The 13934-nt window shown below is 72.7% G+C and carries 12 protein-coding genes; 4 read left to right on the top strand and 8 right to left on the bottom strand.

Annotated elements, in window-relative coordinates; all coding sequences use genetic code 11:
• Window positions 1-5 precede the first annotated feature (5 nt).
• A complete protein-coding gene (locus CFRA_RS00585) occupies window positions 6-335 on the bottom strand; it encodes an ArsR/SmtB family transcription factor (protein ID WP_075663015.1) in 330 nt (109 codons plus the stop codon).
• A 123-nt stretch (window positions 336-458) separates the two neighbouring features.
• Here CFRA_RS00585 and arsB point away from each other — a divergent pair, with 123 nt between their 5' ends.
• Window positions 459-1505 carry an ACR3 family arsenite efflux transporter gene (gene arsB / locus CFRA_RS00580; protein WP_075664765.1) on the top strand — a complete coding sequence of 349 codons (1047 nt, stop codon included), beginning with the start codon at window positions 459-461 and terminating at the stop codon, window positions 1503-1505.
• Between the two features lie 73 nt (window positions 1506-1578).
• Here arsB and CFRA_RS00575 read toward each other — a convergent pair whose 3' ends face one another.
• Together CFRA_RS00575 and CFRA_RS00570 are read right to left on the bottom strand one after the other, a co-directional pair.
• On the bottom strand, window positions 1579-2115 hold the full coding sequence (locus CFRA_RS00575; RefSeq protein WP_075663014.1) for a gamma carbonic anhydrase family protein: 537 nt from the start codon (window positions 2113-2115) through the stop codon (window positions 1579-1581).
• Window positions 2112-2708 carry an HAD family hydrolase gene (locus CFRA_RS00570; RefSeq protein ID WP_075663013.1) on the bottom strand — a complete coding sequence of 199 codons (597 nt, stop codon included), beginning with the start codon at window positions 2706-2708 and terminating at the stop codon, window positions 2112-2114. The genes CFRA_RS00575 and CFRA_RS00570 overlap by 4 nt, the downstream gene beginning before the upstream one ends.
• Window positions 2709-2767: 59 nt before the next feature.
• On the opposite strand from CFRA_RS00570, the gene CFRA_RS00565 reads away from it, so the two are divergent.
• Window positions 2768-3181, top strand: a complete 414-nt coding sequence (locus tag CFRA_RS00565) for a phage holin family protein (protein ID WP_075663012.1) — start codon at window positions 2768-2770, stop codon at window positions 3179-3181.
• A gap of 93 nt (window positions 3182-3274) precedes the next feature.
• Here the strand turns inward: CFRA_RS00565 and CFRA_RS00560 are convergent, their stop codons facing one another.
• From CFRA_RS00560 to CFRA_RS00550, 3 genes are all read right to left on the bottom strand, one after another.
• A complete protein-coding gene (locus CFRA_RS00560; RefSeq protein WP_075663011.1) occupies window positions 3275-3853 on the bottom strand; it encodes a nitroreductase family protein in 579 nt (192 codons plus the stop codon).
• Window positions 3854-3977: 124 nt separating this feature from the next.
• Window positions 3978-5444: an amidohydrolase gene (locus CFRA_RS00555; protein WP_075663010.1), complete on the bottom strand. Its 1467-nt coding sequence runs from the start codon at window positions 5442-5444 to the stop codon at window positions 3978-3980.
• A 5-nt stretch (window positions 5445-5449) separates the two neighbouring features.
• A complete protein-coding gene (locus CFRA_RS00550; protein ID WP_075663009.1) occupies window positions 5450-7093 on the bottom strand; it encodes an AbgT family transporter in 1644 nt (547 codons plus the stop codon).
• A gap of 267 nt (window positions 7094-7360) precedes the next feature.
• Between CFRA_RS00550 and CFRA_RS00545 the strand changes: the two genes are divergently transcribed.
• Window positions 7361-9997: a DUF6541 family protein gene (locus CFRA_RS00545; RefSeq protein ID WP_075663008.1), complete on the top strand. Its 2637-nt coding sequence runs from the start codon at window positions 7361-7363 to the stop codon at window positions 9995-9997.
• Window positions 9998-10111: 114 nt separating this feature from the next.
• Window positions 10112-11869 carry an FAD-binding dehydrogenase gene (locus tag CFRA_RS00540; protein ID WP_083666738.1) on the top strand — a complete coding sequence of 586 codons (1758 nt, stop codon included), beginning with the start codon at window positions 10112-10114 and terminating at the stop codon, window positions 11867-11869.
• A gap of 144 nt (window positions 11870-12013) precedes the next feature.
• Here the strand turns inward: CFRA_RS00540 and CFRA_RS00535 are convergent, their stop codons facing one another.
• Both CFRA_RS00535 and CFRA_RS00530 read right to left on the bottom strand, forming a co-directional pair.
• Window positions 12014-12799: an ABC transporter ATP-binding protein gene (locus CFRA_RS00535; RefSeq protein ID WP_075663007.1), complete on the bottom strand. Its 786-nt coding sequence runs from the start codon at window positions 12797-12799 to the stop codon at window positions 12014-12016.
• Between the two features lie 49 nt (window positions 12800-12848).
• Complete coding sequence (locus tag CFRA_RS00530; RefSeq protein WP_083666737.1) at window positions 12849-13880, bottom strand: ABC transporter permease; 1032 nt, start codon at window positions 13878-13880, stop codon at window positions 12849-12851.
• Window positions 13881-13934: the final 54 nt, after the last annotated feature.

Genomic DNA, 13934 nt, shown 5'->3' with positions numbered 1-13934 from the left:
GGGCGTCAGTCCATCTGGAGGACCGTGCGCAGCTCGGCGAACGGTCCGGGGCAGACGGTGTGCACGACGTGGCGCCCCCGACGGCGGCGCTCAAGAAGGCCGGCGGCGGTGAGCTTCTGCAGGTGGTGCGAGACCGTCGGCTGACTCAGCCCGAGCATCGCCGTCAGGTCGTTGACGCTGAGCGGCGCGCACCCCTCGGCGGCCAGCTGCGCGAGAATGCGCAGCCGGTTCGGTTCGGCGAGGACCTTGAAGAGTCCCGCGTAGCGCGTCGCCTGGGCGTCGTCGAGCGGGCCACTGCCCAACGAGCAGCACCCGGCGGTCTGGTTCTCCTGCATGTCTCCACACTATCGCATGTCAGTGCATAGATATTTACACCTGTCTATATTAAGCCTAGGATCGTGCCCACCGCCCCGAGAGGAGAATGCCCCGTGCCCGACGCACCCGCCCACCGCCCCCGCATGTCACTGCTCGACCGGTTTCTGCCGGTGTGGATCCTCGTGGCCATGGCGGCCGGACTCGCCCTGGGCCGCCTCGTGCCCGGCCTCGGCGAGGCCCTCGGCGACCTCAAGGTCAACGGCATCTCCCTGCCGATCGCCGTCGGGTTGATGGTGATGATGTACCCGCCGCTGGCCAAGGTGCGCTTCGACAAGGCGCGGCAGGTGGCCGCGGACCGGCGGGTCATGGTGGTCTCGCTGATCCTGAACTGGCTCGTCGGCCCGGCCCTGATGTTCGCCCTGGCGTGGCTCTTCCTCTTCGACCAGCCCGAGCTGCGCACGGGCGTGATCATTGTCGGGCTGGCGCGGTGCATCGCGATGGTCCTGGTGTGGAGCGACCTCTCCTGCGCCGACCGCGAGGTCACGGCGGTGCTCGTGGCCGTCAACGCCGTCTTCCAGGTGCTCATGTTCGGCGTGCTGGGCTGGTTCTACCTCGAGGCGTTGCCCGGTTGGCTCGGGCTGCCCGGCTCCCCCGTCGACTTCTCGCTCGGCGCGATCGTCGGTGCGGTGCTGGTGTTCCTGGGCGTGCCGCTCGCCGCGGGCGCCGCCTCGCGCGTGATCGGCGAACGGACCCGGGGCCGGCGGTGGTACGAGGAGCGGTTCCTGCCGGCGGTCAGCCCGCTGGCGCTGATCGGCCTGCTCTACACGATCGTGCTGCTGTTCTCCCTGCAGGGCGAGAAGATCACCGCGCAGCCGCTGACGGTCGCGCGGGTGGCGCTGCCGCTGCTGGCCTACTTCCTGCTCATGTTCGCCCTGGCGTTGTTCACCGCGCGGGCGGCCGGGCTGAACTACGCGCGGTCGACCTCGGTGGCCTTCACCGCCGCGGGCAACAACTTCGAGCTGGCCATCGCGGTGTGCATCGGCACGTTCGGCGCGGCCTCCGCCCCCGCGCTGGCGGGCACGATCGGCCCGCTGATCGAGATCCCCGTCCTCGTGGGCCTGGTCTACGTCGCGCTGTGGGCGGGCCCACGGCTCTTCCCGGGTAACCCGACGGTGCCGGTCGCGCGCTGAGCGGCCGCCGCGCCCGATGCCGGGCGTGCGGGATGGCCGCACCCGGGCGCAGCACCGCCGCGCCGGGCGTCCCCTACGGCCGGTCCGGCTCGACGCGCGCGCCCTGCTTCTGCGCGGTCTCCACGTAGTTCGCGGCGTGCGGGATGAAGGCCTGGGACTCCTCGGCCGTCAGCTCCCGGCGCACCTTCGCGGGCACCCCGGCGGCCAGCGAGCGCGGCGGGATCTCCGCGCCCTCGAGGACGACCGCGCCGGCGGCGATCAGCGAGCCCTCGCCGATCCGCGAGCGCGAGAGCACCTTCGAGCCCATGCCGATCAGGCAGCCGTCGGCCACGTGCGCGCTGTGCACCAGGGCCAGGTGGCCGACGGTGACGTCGTCGCCGAGCACGCACTCCTCGCCGGTGTCGACGTGCAGCACGCAGTTGTCCTGGATGTTGGTGCGCTCGCCGACGCGGATCGCGCCGACGTCGCCGCGTAAGACCACCCCGTAGAAGACGGAGGCGCCGGCGGCGACGGTGACGTCGCCGATCAGGGTCGCGGTCGGCGCGATCCACGCGTCCGGGTGCACGGTGGGCCGGCGGCCGGCGTACTCGTAGAAGTAGGGCCCGGTCATTTGATCCCCAGCTCCCCGGCCACGGAGTCCCAGCCGGTGAAGAGCACCGCGCGCAGCCCCGCGGCCTCAGCGCCGGCGATGTAGTCCTCGCGGTCGTCGAAGAAGACGGTGTCGCGCGGCGAGGCGCCGAGCGCGTCGACGGCCACCGCGAAGGCCTGGGTGTCCGGCTTGGCCACACCGATGTCGCAGGAGAAGGTCACCGCGTCGAACTCGTCGAGCCACCCGGAGTGGCGCCGACGCACGCGCGCGGCCAGCCCGGTCGGGATGTTGGAGAGGATCCCGATCCTGTAACCCTCGTCGCGCAGGGCCAGGACCTTGTCGACGACCTCGTGGTCGGCCTCGAGGCAGTCGCCGTAGTCGGCGGCGATGGCCTCCTGGATGTCGAGGTCCTCGACCCCGGCGCGCAGGGCGACCTGGCGCCAGTAGTTGACCTCGGTGACCCGGGCGGCGTCCAGGGCGGGGCGCAGCTCCGCGTAGACCGGCCAGATGTCCTCGTTGCCGCCGGCGGCGGCGAGGACGCCGCGGCGGAAGCTCGGGCCGGGAAGACGCATGAGCACGCCGTACATGTCGAACAGCAGGGTGGGGTTACTCATCAGGCATCCTTTCGTCGATCACCACGATACGTACATTTTCAGCCCGTAGGATCGGGCCCATGCGCATGATCTGGAACCTCTTCGTGCACGCCGTCGCCACCGCCTTCGCCCTGCTCGTCGTCACCGCCTTCGTGCCCGGGGTGGACGTCTCCGTCCCGGCCACCCCGCTGGTCGGCGACGGCGAACACGACCGTCTGTGGGTCTTCCTGGGCGTCGGCGCGATCATCGTGCTGCTCAACATGCTGGTCAAGCCGGTGCTCCAGCTGCTCGGCCTGCCACTGACCATCCTCACGCTGGGCCTTTTCGCGCTGGTGATCAACGCCGCGATGCTGCTGCTGGCCGCCGCGGTGGCCCAGTCGGTGGGCCTAGGGCTGACGGTCTCGGGCTTCTGGGCCGCGGTCTTCGGCTCGATCGTGCTGGGCCTGGTCAACGCCATCGTCAGCCCGATCACCGCGGGACTGACCCGGCGCTGAGTGACGGTCGCTTGCCGACGCCGCGTGGGCCGGCGCCGGCGCGTCCCACCCGGCCCCGGCGCCGGCGCTGAGGCGCCGGGGCCTCAGTAGCGGTCAGTAGCGGTCGTTGACGCGGCGGCTGGCCGCGCGGCCCGGATGGGCCGGGGTCTCGTCGGGGTAGCCGGCGGCGACGACGAGCGCGATGGAGCGGTCGGCGCGCCCGCCGAGCCCGATGGCCTCCTTGACCTTCTCCTCGTCCCAGCCGGTCGTCGGGCTGGTCGCCAGCCCCTCGGCCTGGGCGGCGACGAGCAGGAAGCCGGCGACGAGCATCGCGTCGCGCAGGCCGTGCTCGCGGCGGACGGCCTCGGAGCGCTTGGCCCGCCCGGCGCGCAGGTTCTTCGCGCGCTCGGCGCCGAGGATCTCCTCGTCGTCGTCCTGCTCGACCTCGGAGCGGCCGACGGCGACGAAGACGACGGGCGCGTCGAGGAACTGCCGCTGGCCGGAGGCGTCGAAGAGGGCCTGCTTGACGTCGTGGTCGCGCACGACGACGAGGTCGCGCATCTGCGCGTTGAAGGCGCTGGGCGCCTCGAGGGCGAGCTCGGCGACGCGGTCGACGACCTCGTCGGAGGGCACCTGGTCGGTGTACTTACGGGTGGCGCGGCGCGAACGGATGGCTTCGTCGACGGTGAGCATTCTCGGGACTCCTCGGCACATAGTTGACACGTAAACGTTTCCCGGCGATCCTACGCGAACCCGTGCCGCGGCGACACCCCCTCGCCCCAGGCTGGACACCCCTCACCCCAGGCCGGACGCCCCCTCACCCCAGGTAGTCGGCCACCGCCAGGCGCCCGCCGGCCGCCTCGAACTCGGCGCGCGCCTCGGCCAGCAGCTCCGGCTCATTGAGCATGTCCACGGCCACCTGGGCCAGGCCCGCGGCGGCGTCCACCGCGGCGTCGACACCCGCCCCGCTGCGGGAGCACTCGGCGAAGCGCGCAGTGTGCAGCGCGGCGTCGTCGGGGCCGATCTTGATCATCGGGTGGATGCCGGGCACCAGGTGCGAGACGTTGCCGAAGTCGGTGGAGGCCGCCAGCGAGTCCGGCAGGATCCCGCCGGGCAGCGCCGTGCGCCCGCGCAACGCCTGGGTGCGCGCCCAGCGCCGGGCGAGCACGTGGTTGTTGCGCACCGGCAGGCTCGGCGGGTGGATGTCCCAGTCCAGCTCGACGTCGACGCCGGCCATGCGCGCGGCGCCGAGCAGCACGTCGTCGACACGCGCGGACAGGTCGCGCAGCGCCGCCGGGATCAGGGAGCGCACGTAGACCGACAAGCGCGCCTCGTCCGGGATGACCGAAGGGCGCCGCCCACCCGAGTCGATGACGGCGTGCAGCCGGTCGCTCGGCGGCATCTGCTGGCGCAGCAGCCCGAAGCCCTGGTAGGCCAGCGTCGCGGCGTCCAGCGCATTGCGCCCCATGAACGGCTGGGAGGAGGCGTGCGCGGAGATGCCGCGGAAGGTCGCGGTCATGGTGCGCCGGCCCACCCAGGCGTGTTCGGCGAGGTCGTAGCCGAAGGGGTGGACCATCACGGCGGCGTCGACGCCGTCGAAGGCGCCGCCGCGGATCATGTGTTCCTTGCCGGTGTGGCCCTCCTCGGCCGGGGTGCCCAGCAGCACGATCCGCCCCGGGCCGGTCACACCCCGCTCGAGTTCGCGGGCGGCGGCGAGGAAGGCGCCGACCCCGGCGGCGGCGATGATGTTGTGCCCGCAGCCGTGGCCGAGGCCGGGCAGCGCGTCGTACTCGGCGAGGATCGCGACGGTCGGCCCGGCGTCGCGGGCGTCGCCGGCGTCCCCGTCCCCCTCGATTGCCGACGTCCCGCCGCCCGGCGTCTGCGCCACCGCCCGCAGGGCGGTGGGCAGGCCCCCGACGCCGGTCTCGACGCGGTGGCCGTGGGCGCGCAGCAGCTGCGCGAGCGCGGCGGCGGCGTGGTGCTCCTCGAAGGCCTCCTCGGGGTGGTCGTGCAGGTCGAAGGCCAGGTCGCGCAGCTCGCCGCGCAGCTCCTCGGCGTCGGCGGCGATGCGCTCCCAGGACAGGGAGGCGACGTCGCCACCGGCCCCGGAACCGGATCCGCCTCCCTCGGATGAGGCCCCTCCCCCGGAACCGCCTCCCGCGGGCGCACCGCCGGCGTCGGCGGCCCCGGCGCGCGCGGCCTCGGCCCGCTCACGGGCACGGGCGGCGCGGGCGTCGAGAAGCTTTCGGGTGTGGTCCAGGTACGCGGTCGACGGCGTGTCCATGGGCACTACCCTGCCAAAAAGACGCCCTGGCCGGGGCCCAACGGGAGATCGAGGTAGAACCAGACGGCCAGCAGGCCGACCCAGGTGATCCAGAAGGGCACGACGAAGACGACCAGCCGGCTCATCAGCGTGCCGAGTCCCGCCTTCGGCTCGTAGCGGCGCAGCAGGCCGAGGATGACGATCATGTACGGGTTCATCGGGGTGATGATCTGGGTGGCCGAGTCGCCCACGCGGAAGGCGGCCTGGGTGAAACCGGGCTCGTAGCCGAGCAGGGCGAACATGGGCACGAAGACGGCGGCCATCAGGGTCCACATCGCGGAGCCGGAGATGATCAGCAGGTTGAGCACGCTGGCCAGGACGGCGAAGCCGACGATGGCCGCGAAGCCGGTCAGCCCGATGGACTCGAGCAGCGCCGCGCCCTTGACGGCGGTCCAGGTGCCGATGCCGGTCCAGTTGAACAGCTCGACGAACTGCCCCAGGATGAACGCGAGCACGAGGAAGCCGGAGAGGTCGACCAGGGACTTGCCCATCATGTCGACGACGTCCTCGAAGCGGCGGATCGTGCCGGCGACCATGCCGTAGGCGATGCCCATCACCGCGAAGAAGACCACGACGATGAAGACGATCGAGTTGAGCAGCGGGGACTGCGGCAGGTAGCCGCCGTCCTCGTTGCGCCAGGGGGAGCCGGGCCAGAGCACCGCGGCGGTGATGACCACGCCGACGAGCAGGGTCACCCCGAGCGAGACCTTCAGGGCGGCCCACTCGCGGGCGGTCAGCTCGGGGTCGAGGCGGTGGTCGTCGGCCTTGGCGGTCTCGAACTCCTGCTGGCCGGAGGCGGTGCGCTCGACGGGGACGTCCTGGCGCCACATGCGCGGCTCGAGGACGCGGTCGATCAGCCAACCGGCGACGAAGCCGAGCAGCACGGCGGAGGCGATGTTGAAGAAGTAGTTGGACACCGGGTTGACCTCGGTGGCCTCGTGGCCGGGCAGCGTGCCCATCACGGCGTTGGTGATGCCGGCGAACAGGGCGTCGAGGCTGGTGGGCACCAGCGCGGTCGAGTAGCCGGCGCCCACGGCGGCGAACCCGCCGAGCAGACCGGCGACCGGGTGGCGGCCGGCGGCGCGGAAGACCATGGCGGCCAGCGGCGGCACGACGACGAAGGCGGCGTCGGCCATCACCGAGGCGGTCACGCCGATCACGCCGACGGCGTAGGGCAGCACGGTCTTGTTGGCGCTGCCGAAGAGCTTGCGGATCAGCGCGGAGAGCATCCCGGAGCGCTCGGCGATGCCGACGGCGAGCATGATCGGCAGCACGGTGACCAGGGGCGGGAAGCCGATGTAGTTCTCGGCGACGTTCTCGGTCAGCCACACCAGGCCCTCGCCGGTGAACAGCCCCTTGACGTGGAGCTCCTCGTCGGAGCCGGGCACCGCGACCGAGACGCCTGCCCAGGCCATCACCGAGGAGGCCAGGGCGGTGATCAGGAAGAGGTAGGTGAACAGGAGGAAGGGCGTGGGCAGCTTGTTGCCCACCTTCTCGATGCCGTCGAGGGTGCGGTCGCCGAGGCGGCCCAGCCGGGAGCGCGGGGCGTCGGCCTGCGCGGTCGAGCCGGACCCGGTCGGTTCGTGGGTGCGGTCGGTCTTGTCGTCCATGAGCCGCGCCTTTCACTGGATTCAGCCGGCGGGAGACGGGACGGTGGACCCGAGGGCCTGCGACGCGACGTCACCTCCGCACCGGTATCAACTTGTGGTGTGGCTCACTTTATTGCACCGGAGTGTCGCGCGTGGTGGAAACCGGGCCACGGGCGATAAGGGACCGTTGTGTCGCGGCCTCCCACTAGACTCAGTGCACGCATCACAACCCCAACACCGACCCTGCCCCGGCGGGCGGGCCGGCCGCGAGGAAGGACACGAATCATCGTGACGGTCACCGCCGCCGCAGCGCCGACGGCCAGCACCGCGGCGACCACCGCGGGCATCCCCGAGCTGGTTCTGCTGTGCGCGCTCATGCTCGCCGCGCTGGTGGTCCCGGGTCTGCTCATCGGTCTGGCGCTCACCCGCCGCCCCGGCCTGTCCGCGGCGGCCTCGGCGCCGGCCACCGTCGGTGTGCTCGGGTTCTTCGGGTGGGCCTTCGGCGGGCTGGGCGTCCCGGTCAACCTGATGAGCCTCACCCTGTCCTGGGTCTTCGTGCTCGCCCTGGCGCTGCCCCTCGGGGTCATCGCCACCCAGCGGCGGCGCGAGCGCGAACGTGCCGACGCCGAACGCGGCGGGGAGTACGACCCGCGCCGGCCCGGCGCGCTCGGCGCCGGCCACGCACGCGGCGGGCGGGGCGCACACGCGCTGCGACGCGACGTCGGCAAGCGGGGCGCGCGCCACGCCGGCGGCAACCCGGGGGCCACGCCGTGGGCCTGGGCGCAGGCGCTGCTCTCGGCGGGCACGGTCGCCGCGCTCGTAGTCTGGGCCGGCACGGACGTCGCCCGGCGCATCATGGACGCCGGCGACCGGGGCCTGCGCTCGATCCCGCAGGGCTGGGACATGCACTGGCACGCCTCGCTGGTGCACTGGGTCCACGAGACGGGCGTGATCTCGCCGACGCGCACCGGCGAGCTGCGCTACGCCGAGGACGCCAAGGAGGTCTACTACCCCACCGGATGGCACGTGGCCTGCGACTACGCCGGCGAGGTCGCCTACCGGATCACCGGGCGCGAGTGGGACACCGTCGAGGTGCTCAACCTGTTCATGGGCGTCTCGATGGCGGTGGCGGCCGCCGGTGCGGCCGCGGCGCTGGTCTGGATCGGCGCCGGGTTCCTGCTGCGCCGCAGCGGAAACTTCCCGCTCGACCTGGCCTCGGTGGCCACCCGCTGGGCGGCGACCACGCTGGCCGCGGCCTCCGCGCTGCTGCTGCCGGCCTGGCAGATCATCTTCTTCGACGGCTCCTGGCCGGCCGGCTTCGGCATCGGGCTGGCGGGCATCGCCGTGGCGGTCGCGGCGGCCGCGGCCGTGACCGTCGACGCGCGCTGGGCGGCCTCGGCGCTGGCGGCGCTCGCCGTCCTCGGCGCGGTGCAGACGCACGCCTCGGCGGCCACCGTCGTCGGCGCCGGCCTGGCGTTCTGGCTGATCCAGCAGCTGGTCAAGCCCGCGCTCGGGGCCACTCGGCTGGGCGCGCTGTGGCACCTGGTGCTCACCGCGGTGCTCACGGCCGTGCCGTTCATCCCGCAGTTCCTGGTGGGCCTGGGCAACGTCGACGAGGTCACCGGCTACGACCAGCAGCTGGTCGACGACCGCGCCGACTCGCTGAGCCAGGCGCTGATGATGGAGACGAAGTTCTGGGACATGTACGGCGACGACACCGTCTGGTACGCCCTGATCATCGCCGGCCTGGTGGGCCTCGCCGTGCTCGCGTTCACGGGCGGGACGTGGCTGACCGCGCTGTGGACGCTCGGCTTCGGCGGCACGGTCTACTGCCTGATGCCCTTCGACAACTGGCTGGGCACCGCCCTGGAGATGTTCACCGCCTTCCACTACAACGCCTCGCACCGCGTGGTGCTCATCTGCGCGATGGCGGTCTCGGCCGGGGTCGGCGCGCTGATCGCCGCGCTCGGCGCCGCGTTGCAGCTGTGGGCGGCGCGCGCCCGACGTGGCGGGCGGGAGCAGATTGACGACGCCCCGGTGGCCGACGCCGAGACCGACCTCGCCGTCGGCGGGGTGGACGACATGGACCGCACGGACGCGGGCCGCACCGATCTGGACCGGACGGACGCGGACCGGGCCGACGGGGACCGCACCGCCGGGGACGTGGAATCCGCACGGCCCGGCGGCTCGCACGCGGTGGGCCGCGGGACGGTCACGGGGGCGGCGGCCCAGGACCCCGAGACCGGTGTCATGCCCGTCGTCGACGCCGCACCGGCGGTCATCGAACCGGCCGGGCGGGACGCCGGGGACGACGCGGAGGAGGCCGCCGGCCGCGGCGGCTGGGTGCAGGCGGCCCAGGCCGCGGCCGTCGTCGGCGCCGCCGCGCTGGTGATGACCACGCAGCTGCCCGCGGTGGCCAGCGCGGAGGACCACGGCCTGCAGCTCATGACCGCCTCGGCCGACCGGCAGGGCCGCGTCATCTCGAAGGCGGACCTGCGCGCGTTCGACTTCCTGCGCGAGCAGGTGGACGCCTCCCCGGAGCCGTTCTCCATCCTCTCCGCGCCCGAGGAGGGCATGGGCTGGGGCTACATCATCGACGACCTGCCGATGGTCTTCTCGCACTACCTCAACGACCGCCAGACCGACCCGCTGGACACCACCCAGCTGGTCTTCCACGCCGACCTGATCAACGGCGACCCTCTCAACCCGATGGACGAGGCCGCCTGCCGGCTGGGCGTGCGCTACATCATCGCCTCGCCGCCGATGTTCTGGCCGAACCTGGAGCCCTACGGGTCCTTCGTGAACCTCGCCAACGCCCCGGGGCTCACCCTGGTCCACGAGGAGCGCGGCGCGGAGCCGATCGACGACGTCTTCGTCTACGAGGTCGACAGCTGGGACCCGCGCTACTGCCGCAGCGTGCGCTGAGAGGTGGGGCACGCGCGGCGTCGGCAATCGCGGCGCACGTGGCACCGGAAGGCACGCGGCCGGCACGCGCCATAACGGGGACAGCGGCGACGAACGCGTGTTAGCTTCGTTGGCATGACGGACAAACCTTCCCCTGCAAAAGCCTCCGCGGACGCCGGCTTCGACCACGACCCGGCCTGCGATTTCGCGCCGGACGTGATCGTCGTCGGCGCGGGCCTGGCCGGCATGGTCGCGGCCTTCGAGGCCCAGAAGGCCGGCGCGCGGGTGCTCGTCGTCGACCAGGAGAACGCCGCCAACCGCGGCGGCCAGGCGTTCTGGTCGCTCGGCGGGCTGTTCCTCATCGACACCCCCGAGCAGCGCCGCCTGGGCATCCACGACTCCCTCGAGCTGGCGCGCCACGACTGGTTCGGCTCGGCCGGCTTCGACCGCGCCGAGGACCACTGGCCGCGCCGCTGGGCCGAGGCCTACCTCGAGTTCGCCCACCACAAGAAGCGCGCCTACCTGCGCGAGCTGGGGCTGCGCACCATCCCGATGGCCGGCTGGGCGGAGCGCGGCGACGGCACCGCCGACGGCCACGGCAACTCCGTGCCCCGCTTCCACGTCACCTGGGGCACCGGCCCGGAGGTCGTGCGCGTCTTCGACGAGCCGCTGCGCGCGGCCGAGGAGCAGGGCACCGTGCGCTTCGAACACCGCCGCCGCGTCGACGAGGTCATCGTCGAGGGCGGGCGCGTCGCCGGGGTGCGCGGGGCGAAGCTCATCGAGTGCGACGAGCTGGAGCGCGGCGTGGCCAGCCCGCGCGAGGAAATCGGCACCTTCGAGTACCGCGCCCCGGCGGTGCTTATTTCCACGGGAGGCGTCGGCGGCAACCTGGACGCGGTGCGCCGCTGCTGGCCGGAGGACCGGCTGGGGCCGATGCCGGCGGACGACCGGATGGTCGTCGGCGTGCCCGCCCACGTCGACGGGCGCGGCATCGAGATCGCCGAGGCCGCCGGCGCGCACCTGGTCAACCGCGACCGGATGTGGCACTACACCGAGGGCATGATGAACTGGGACCCGATCTGGCCGGGCCACGGAATCCGGATCATCCCCGGGCCCAGCGCGATGTGGTTCGACGCCGAGGGCGAGCGGCTGCCCGTGCCGCTGATCCCGGGCGCGGACACCGTCAAGACGATGACGCACATCCTGGCCACCGGACACACCTACTCGTGGTTCGTGCTGGACAAGACCATCGTGGGCAAGGAGTTCCTCTTCTCCGGCTCGGAGCAGAACCCGGACCTGACGGACAAGGACCTGCGCAAGCTCGTGGGCAAGCTGACCTCCGGGGTGGCCGAGCCGATCCAGAAGTTCATGGACAACGGCGAGGACTGGGTGGTCGCCGACACCCTCGAGGAGCTGGTGGCCGGCATGAACGCCACGGCGCGTGAGGCCGATCCGGAGGCCCCGGAGCTCGACGTGGAGCGGCTGCGCGCCCAGATCGAGGCGCGCGACACCCAGATGGCCAACAACTTCGCCAAGGACTACCAGGCCAACGTGGTCAACGCGACGCGGCGCTACCTGGGCGACAAGTTCGCCCGCACCGCCGCCCCGCACCGGCTGCTCGACCCCGACCACGGCCCGCTGATCGCGGTGCGGCTGCGGCTTCTGACCCGCAAGACGCTCGGCGGGATCGAGACGGACCTTGACGGCCGCGCGCTGACCCTGGGTGGCGACCCCCTGCCGGGTCTCTGGGCCGCGGGCGAGGCCAGCGGCTTCGGCGGCGGGGGCATGCACGGCAACAACGCCCTGGAGGGGACCTTCCTGGGCGGGTGCATCTTCTCCGGGCTCACGGCCGGGCGCGCGATGGCGGCGGCCGCGCGGGAGGCGCACGGGTAGGTCACGGCTGTCAGCGTCAGGCCTGCGCCCGGCCAGGTCCGGTGCCGGGCCGGGGTCCGGCGAGATGCCGGGTCCTCGCCATATTCGGGGAAGGCTCCCGACACGGCAAAGGCACCCGGCTGGCGGCCGGACGCCTTTTGTGGTTCAGGCCGCGGCGGCAGCCGGGTCGATCGAGCGCAGCTTCCCGTCGCGCATCTCGACGGCGACGTCGGCGTACTCGAGCAGCGAACGGTCGTGGGTGACCAGGACCGTGGCGGTGCCCAACTCATCGGTCACGCTGCGCAGCAGTCCCGCGATCTCGTGGGAGAGCTCGCGGTCGAGCGCACTGGTCGGCTCGTCGGCGAGCAGCACCGAGGGCTTGTTCATCAGCGCACGGGCGATGTTGACGCGCTGGCGCTGACCGCCGGAGAGCTGGTGGACGTGGCGGTCGCCCATGCCGGCCAGCCCGACGGTCTCAAGGAGCTCGTCGGCGCGTCCGCGGTCCAGGCGGTTGCCGCGCAGGTGGTCGGCGATGAGCAGCTGGTCGCGCACCTTGAGCGAGGCCAGCAGGTTGGGGTTCTGGAAGACCACGCCCTCGCGCTCGCGGCGCACGCGGGCGCGCTCGTTCTCGTCGACGGCGGCCAGGTCCACGGCGTCGGCCTCGGCCGAGGCGGCGGAGGTCGCGGAGGCGGTGCCAATGTTCGCAGCGGCGCCCGCTGCCCCGGCGCGGCCGCGCACGAGCACCTCGCCGGAACCCGGCACGACCAGGCCGGCGGCCACGGACAGCAGCGTGGACTTGCCCGAGCCGGACTCGCCGACCACGGCGGTCAGCGTGCCGGGCACAGCGGAAAAGTCGATGCCGTCCAGGGCGGTGACGGTCTGGTCACCGTCGGGGTAGGTCACGGTCACGGAGCGCAGGTCCAGGGCCGGGATGGTGTTCTTGTGGTTCATGGTGGTTCTCCTCAACGTCTGGTGTGTCCGGTTGTTCTTCAGGTGCGGGTCACGCGTTGAGCGCCAGCTGCGGGTCGACCCGGGCGACGCGGCGGGTGGCCACCACGGCGCCGATCAGGCCGAGCACCACCACGCCGACGACCGGGCCGGCGACGGTGGCCAGCGTCAGCGCGAAGGGCACGGCGCCGGCGGCCAGGGCACCGAGGCCCCAGCCGACCAGGCCGCCGCCGACGGCACCGGCGAGCACCACGGCACCGGCCTGGGCCAGCGCATCGCGCAGCACGTAGCCGCGGGAGGCGCCCAGGGCGCGCAGCACGGCGATGTCGCGGGTGCGCTGGATGGTCCACACGCTCAGGAAGGCGACGATGACCAGCGCGGAGATGCCGTAGAGCAGCGCCTGCATGGTCACCAGCGAGCCGCGCTCGGAGCGGTAGGCGGCCAGGCCGTCGTAGGAGTCGCGCAGGGTGACGGCGGTGGAACCGGTCTGGTGGGTGACCTTGTCCGCAACGTCGTCGGACGGGGCGTCGGCAAGCAGCACCGTCGGCTCGTCGCTGTGGGTGACCTCGCGCCAGGTGGTCATGTCGGTCCAGACGACCGGCAGGTGCGAGTAGTACTCGGTGGGCACGGTGTCGCTCACGGCGACGTCCTGGCCGCCGAGGACCAGCTCGCCGGAGCCGAGCTCGTCGGGGATGAGCGCGCCGGACTCCGGCACGGTGCCGCCGGGCACCTCGGTGCCGGCGGGCAGGCCGAAGACGGCGACGGCCGTGGCCTGGCCGGACATGTCGGCGCGGGTCTGACCGGCGCCGAGCGGGGTGGCGTCGGTGACCTCGCGCCAGGCGCGCTCAGTGGACTCTTCGATGTGGGATTCGGCGAAGTCGATCTTGGGCTCCTCGCCGGCCGGGGCGCCGGCGAAGACGACGCGCTCGGGCTCGAGGGCGTCGAGCGCGGAGGTGTTGCGCTGGGAGAGCCCGCCGGTCAGCCCGGTGAGCATGACGAGGAGCAGCGTGACCAGCGCGATCACGGTGCCGATGAGGGCGAAGCGACCGCGGGCGTGTGCGATGTCGCGCAGTGCGAGAAACATTGTCGGGTCCTTTCTTCGATGTACTCTCATCCTCCGTCCAAGCCTGTGACCTGC

Origin of the sequence: Corynebacterium frankenforstense DSM 45800 (assembly GCF_001941485.1) — a bacterium.
GTDB classification, from domain to species: Bacteria; Actinomycetota; Actinomycetes; order Mycobacteriales; family Mycobacteriaceae; genus Corynebacterium; species Corynebacterium frankenforstense.
This window is presented reverse-complemented; position numbering and strand designations above follow the sequence as displayed.

Coding starts and splice junctions, on each gene's coding strand:
- CFRA_RS00570 (WP_075663013.1), bottom strand. CDS start 2,708: ATGAGTAACCCCACCCTGCTGTTCGACATGTACGGCGTGCTCATGCGT.
- CFRA_RS00530 (WP_083666737.1), bottom strand. CDS start 13,880: ATGTTTCTCGCACTGCGCGACATCGCACACGCCCGCGGTCGCTTCGCC.
- CFRA_RS00550 (WP_075663009.1), bottom strand. CDS start 7,093: ATGGACGACAAGACCGACCGCACCCACGAACCGACCGGGTCCGGCTCG.
- CFRA_RS00540 (WP_083666738.1), top strand. CDS start 10,112: ATGACGGACAAACCTTCCCCTGCAAAAGCCTCCGCGGACGCCGGCTTC.
- CFRA_RS00535 (WP_075663007.1), bottom strand. CDS start 12,799: ATGAACCACAAGAACACCATCCCGGCCCTGGACCTGCGCTCCGTGACC.
- arsB (WP_075664765.1), top strand. CDS start 459: ATGTCACTGCTCGACCGGTTTCTGCCGGTGTGGATCCTCGTGGCCATG.
- CFRA_RS00565 (WP_075663012.1), top strand. CDS start 2,768: ATGCGCATGATCTGGAACCTCTTCGTGCACGCCGTCGCCACCGCCTTC.
- CFRA_RS00560 (WP_075663011.1), bottom strand. CDS start 3,853: ATGCTCACCGTCGACGAAGCCATCCGTTCGCGCCGCGCCACCCGTAAG.
- CFRA_RS00575 (WP_075663014.1), bottom strand. CDS start 2,115: ATGACCGGGCCCTACTTCTACGAGTACGCCGGCCGCCGGCCCACCGTG.
- CFRA_RS00555 (WP_075663010.1), bottom strand. CDS start 5,444: ATGGACACGCCGTCGACCGCGTACCTGGACCACACCCGAAAGCTTCTC.
- CFRA_RS00585 (WP_075663015.1), bottom strand. CDS start 335: ATGCAGGAGAACCAGACCGCCGGGTGCTGCTCGTTGGGCAGTGGCCCG.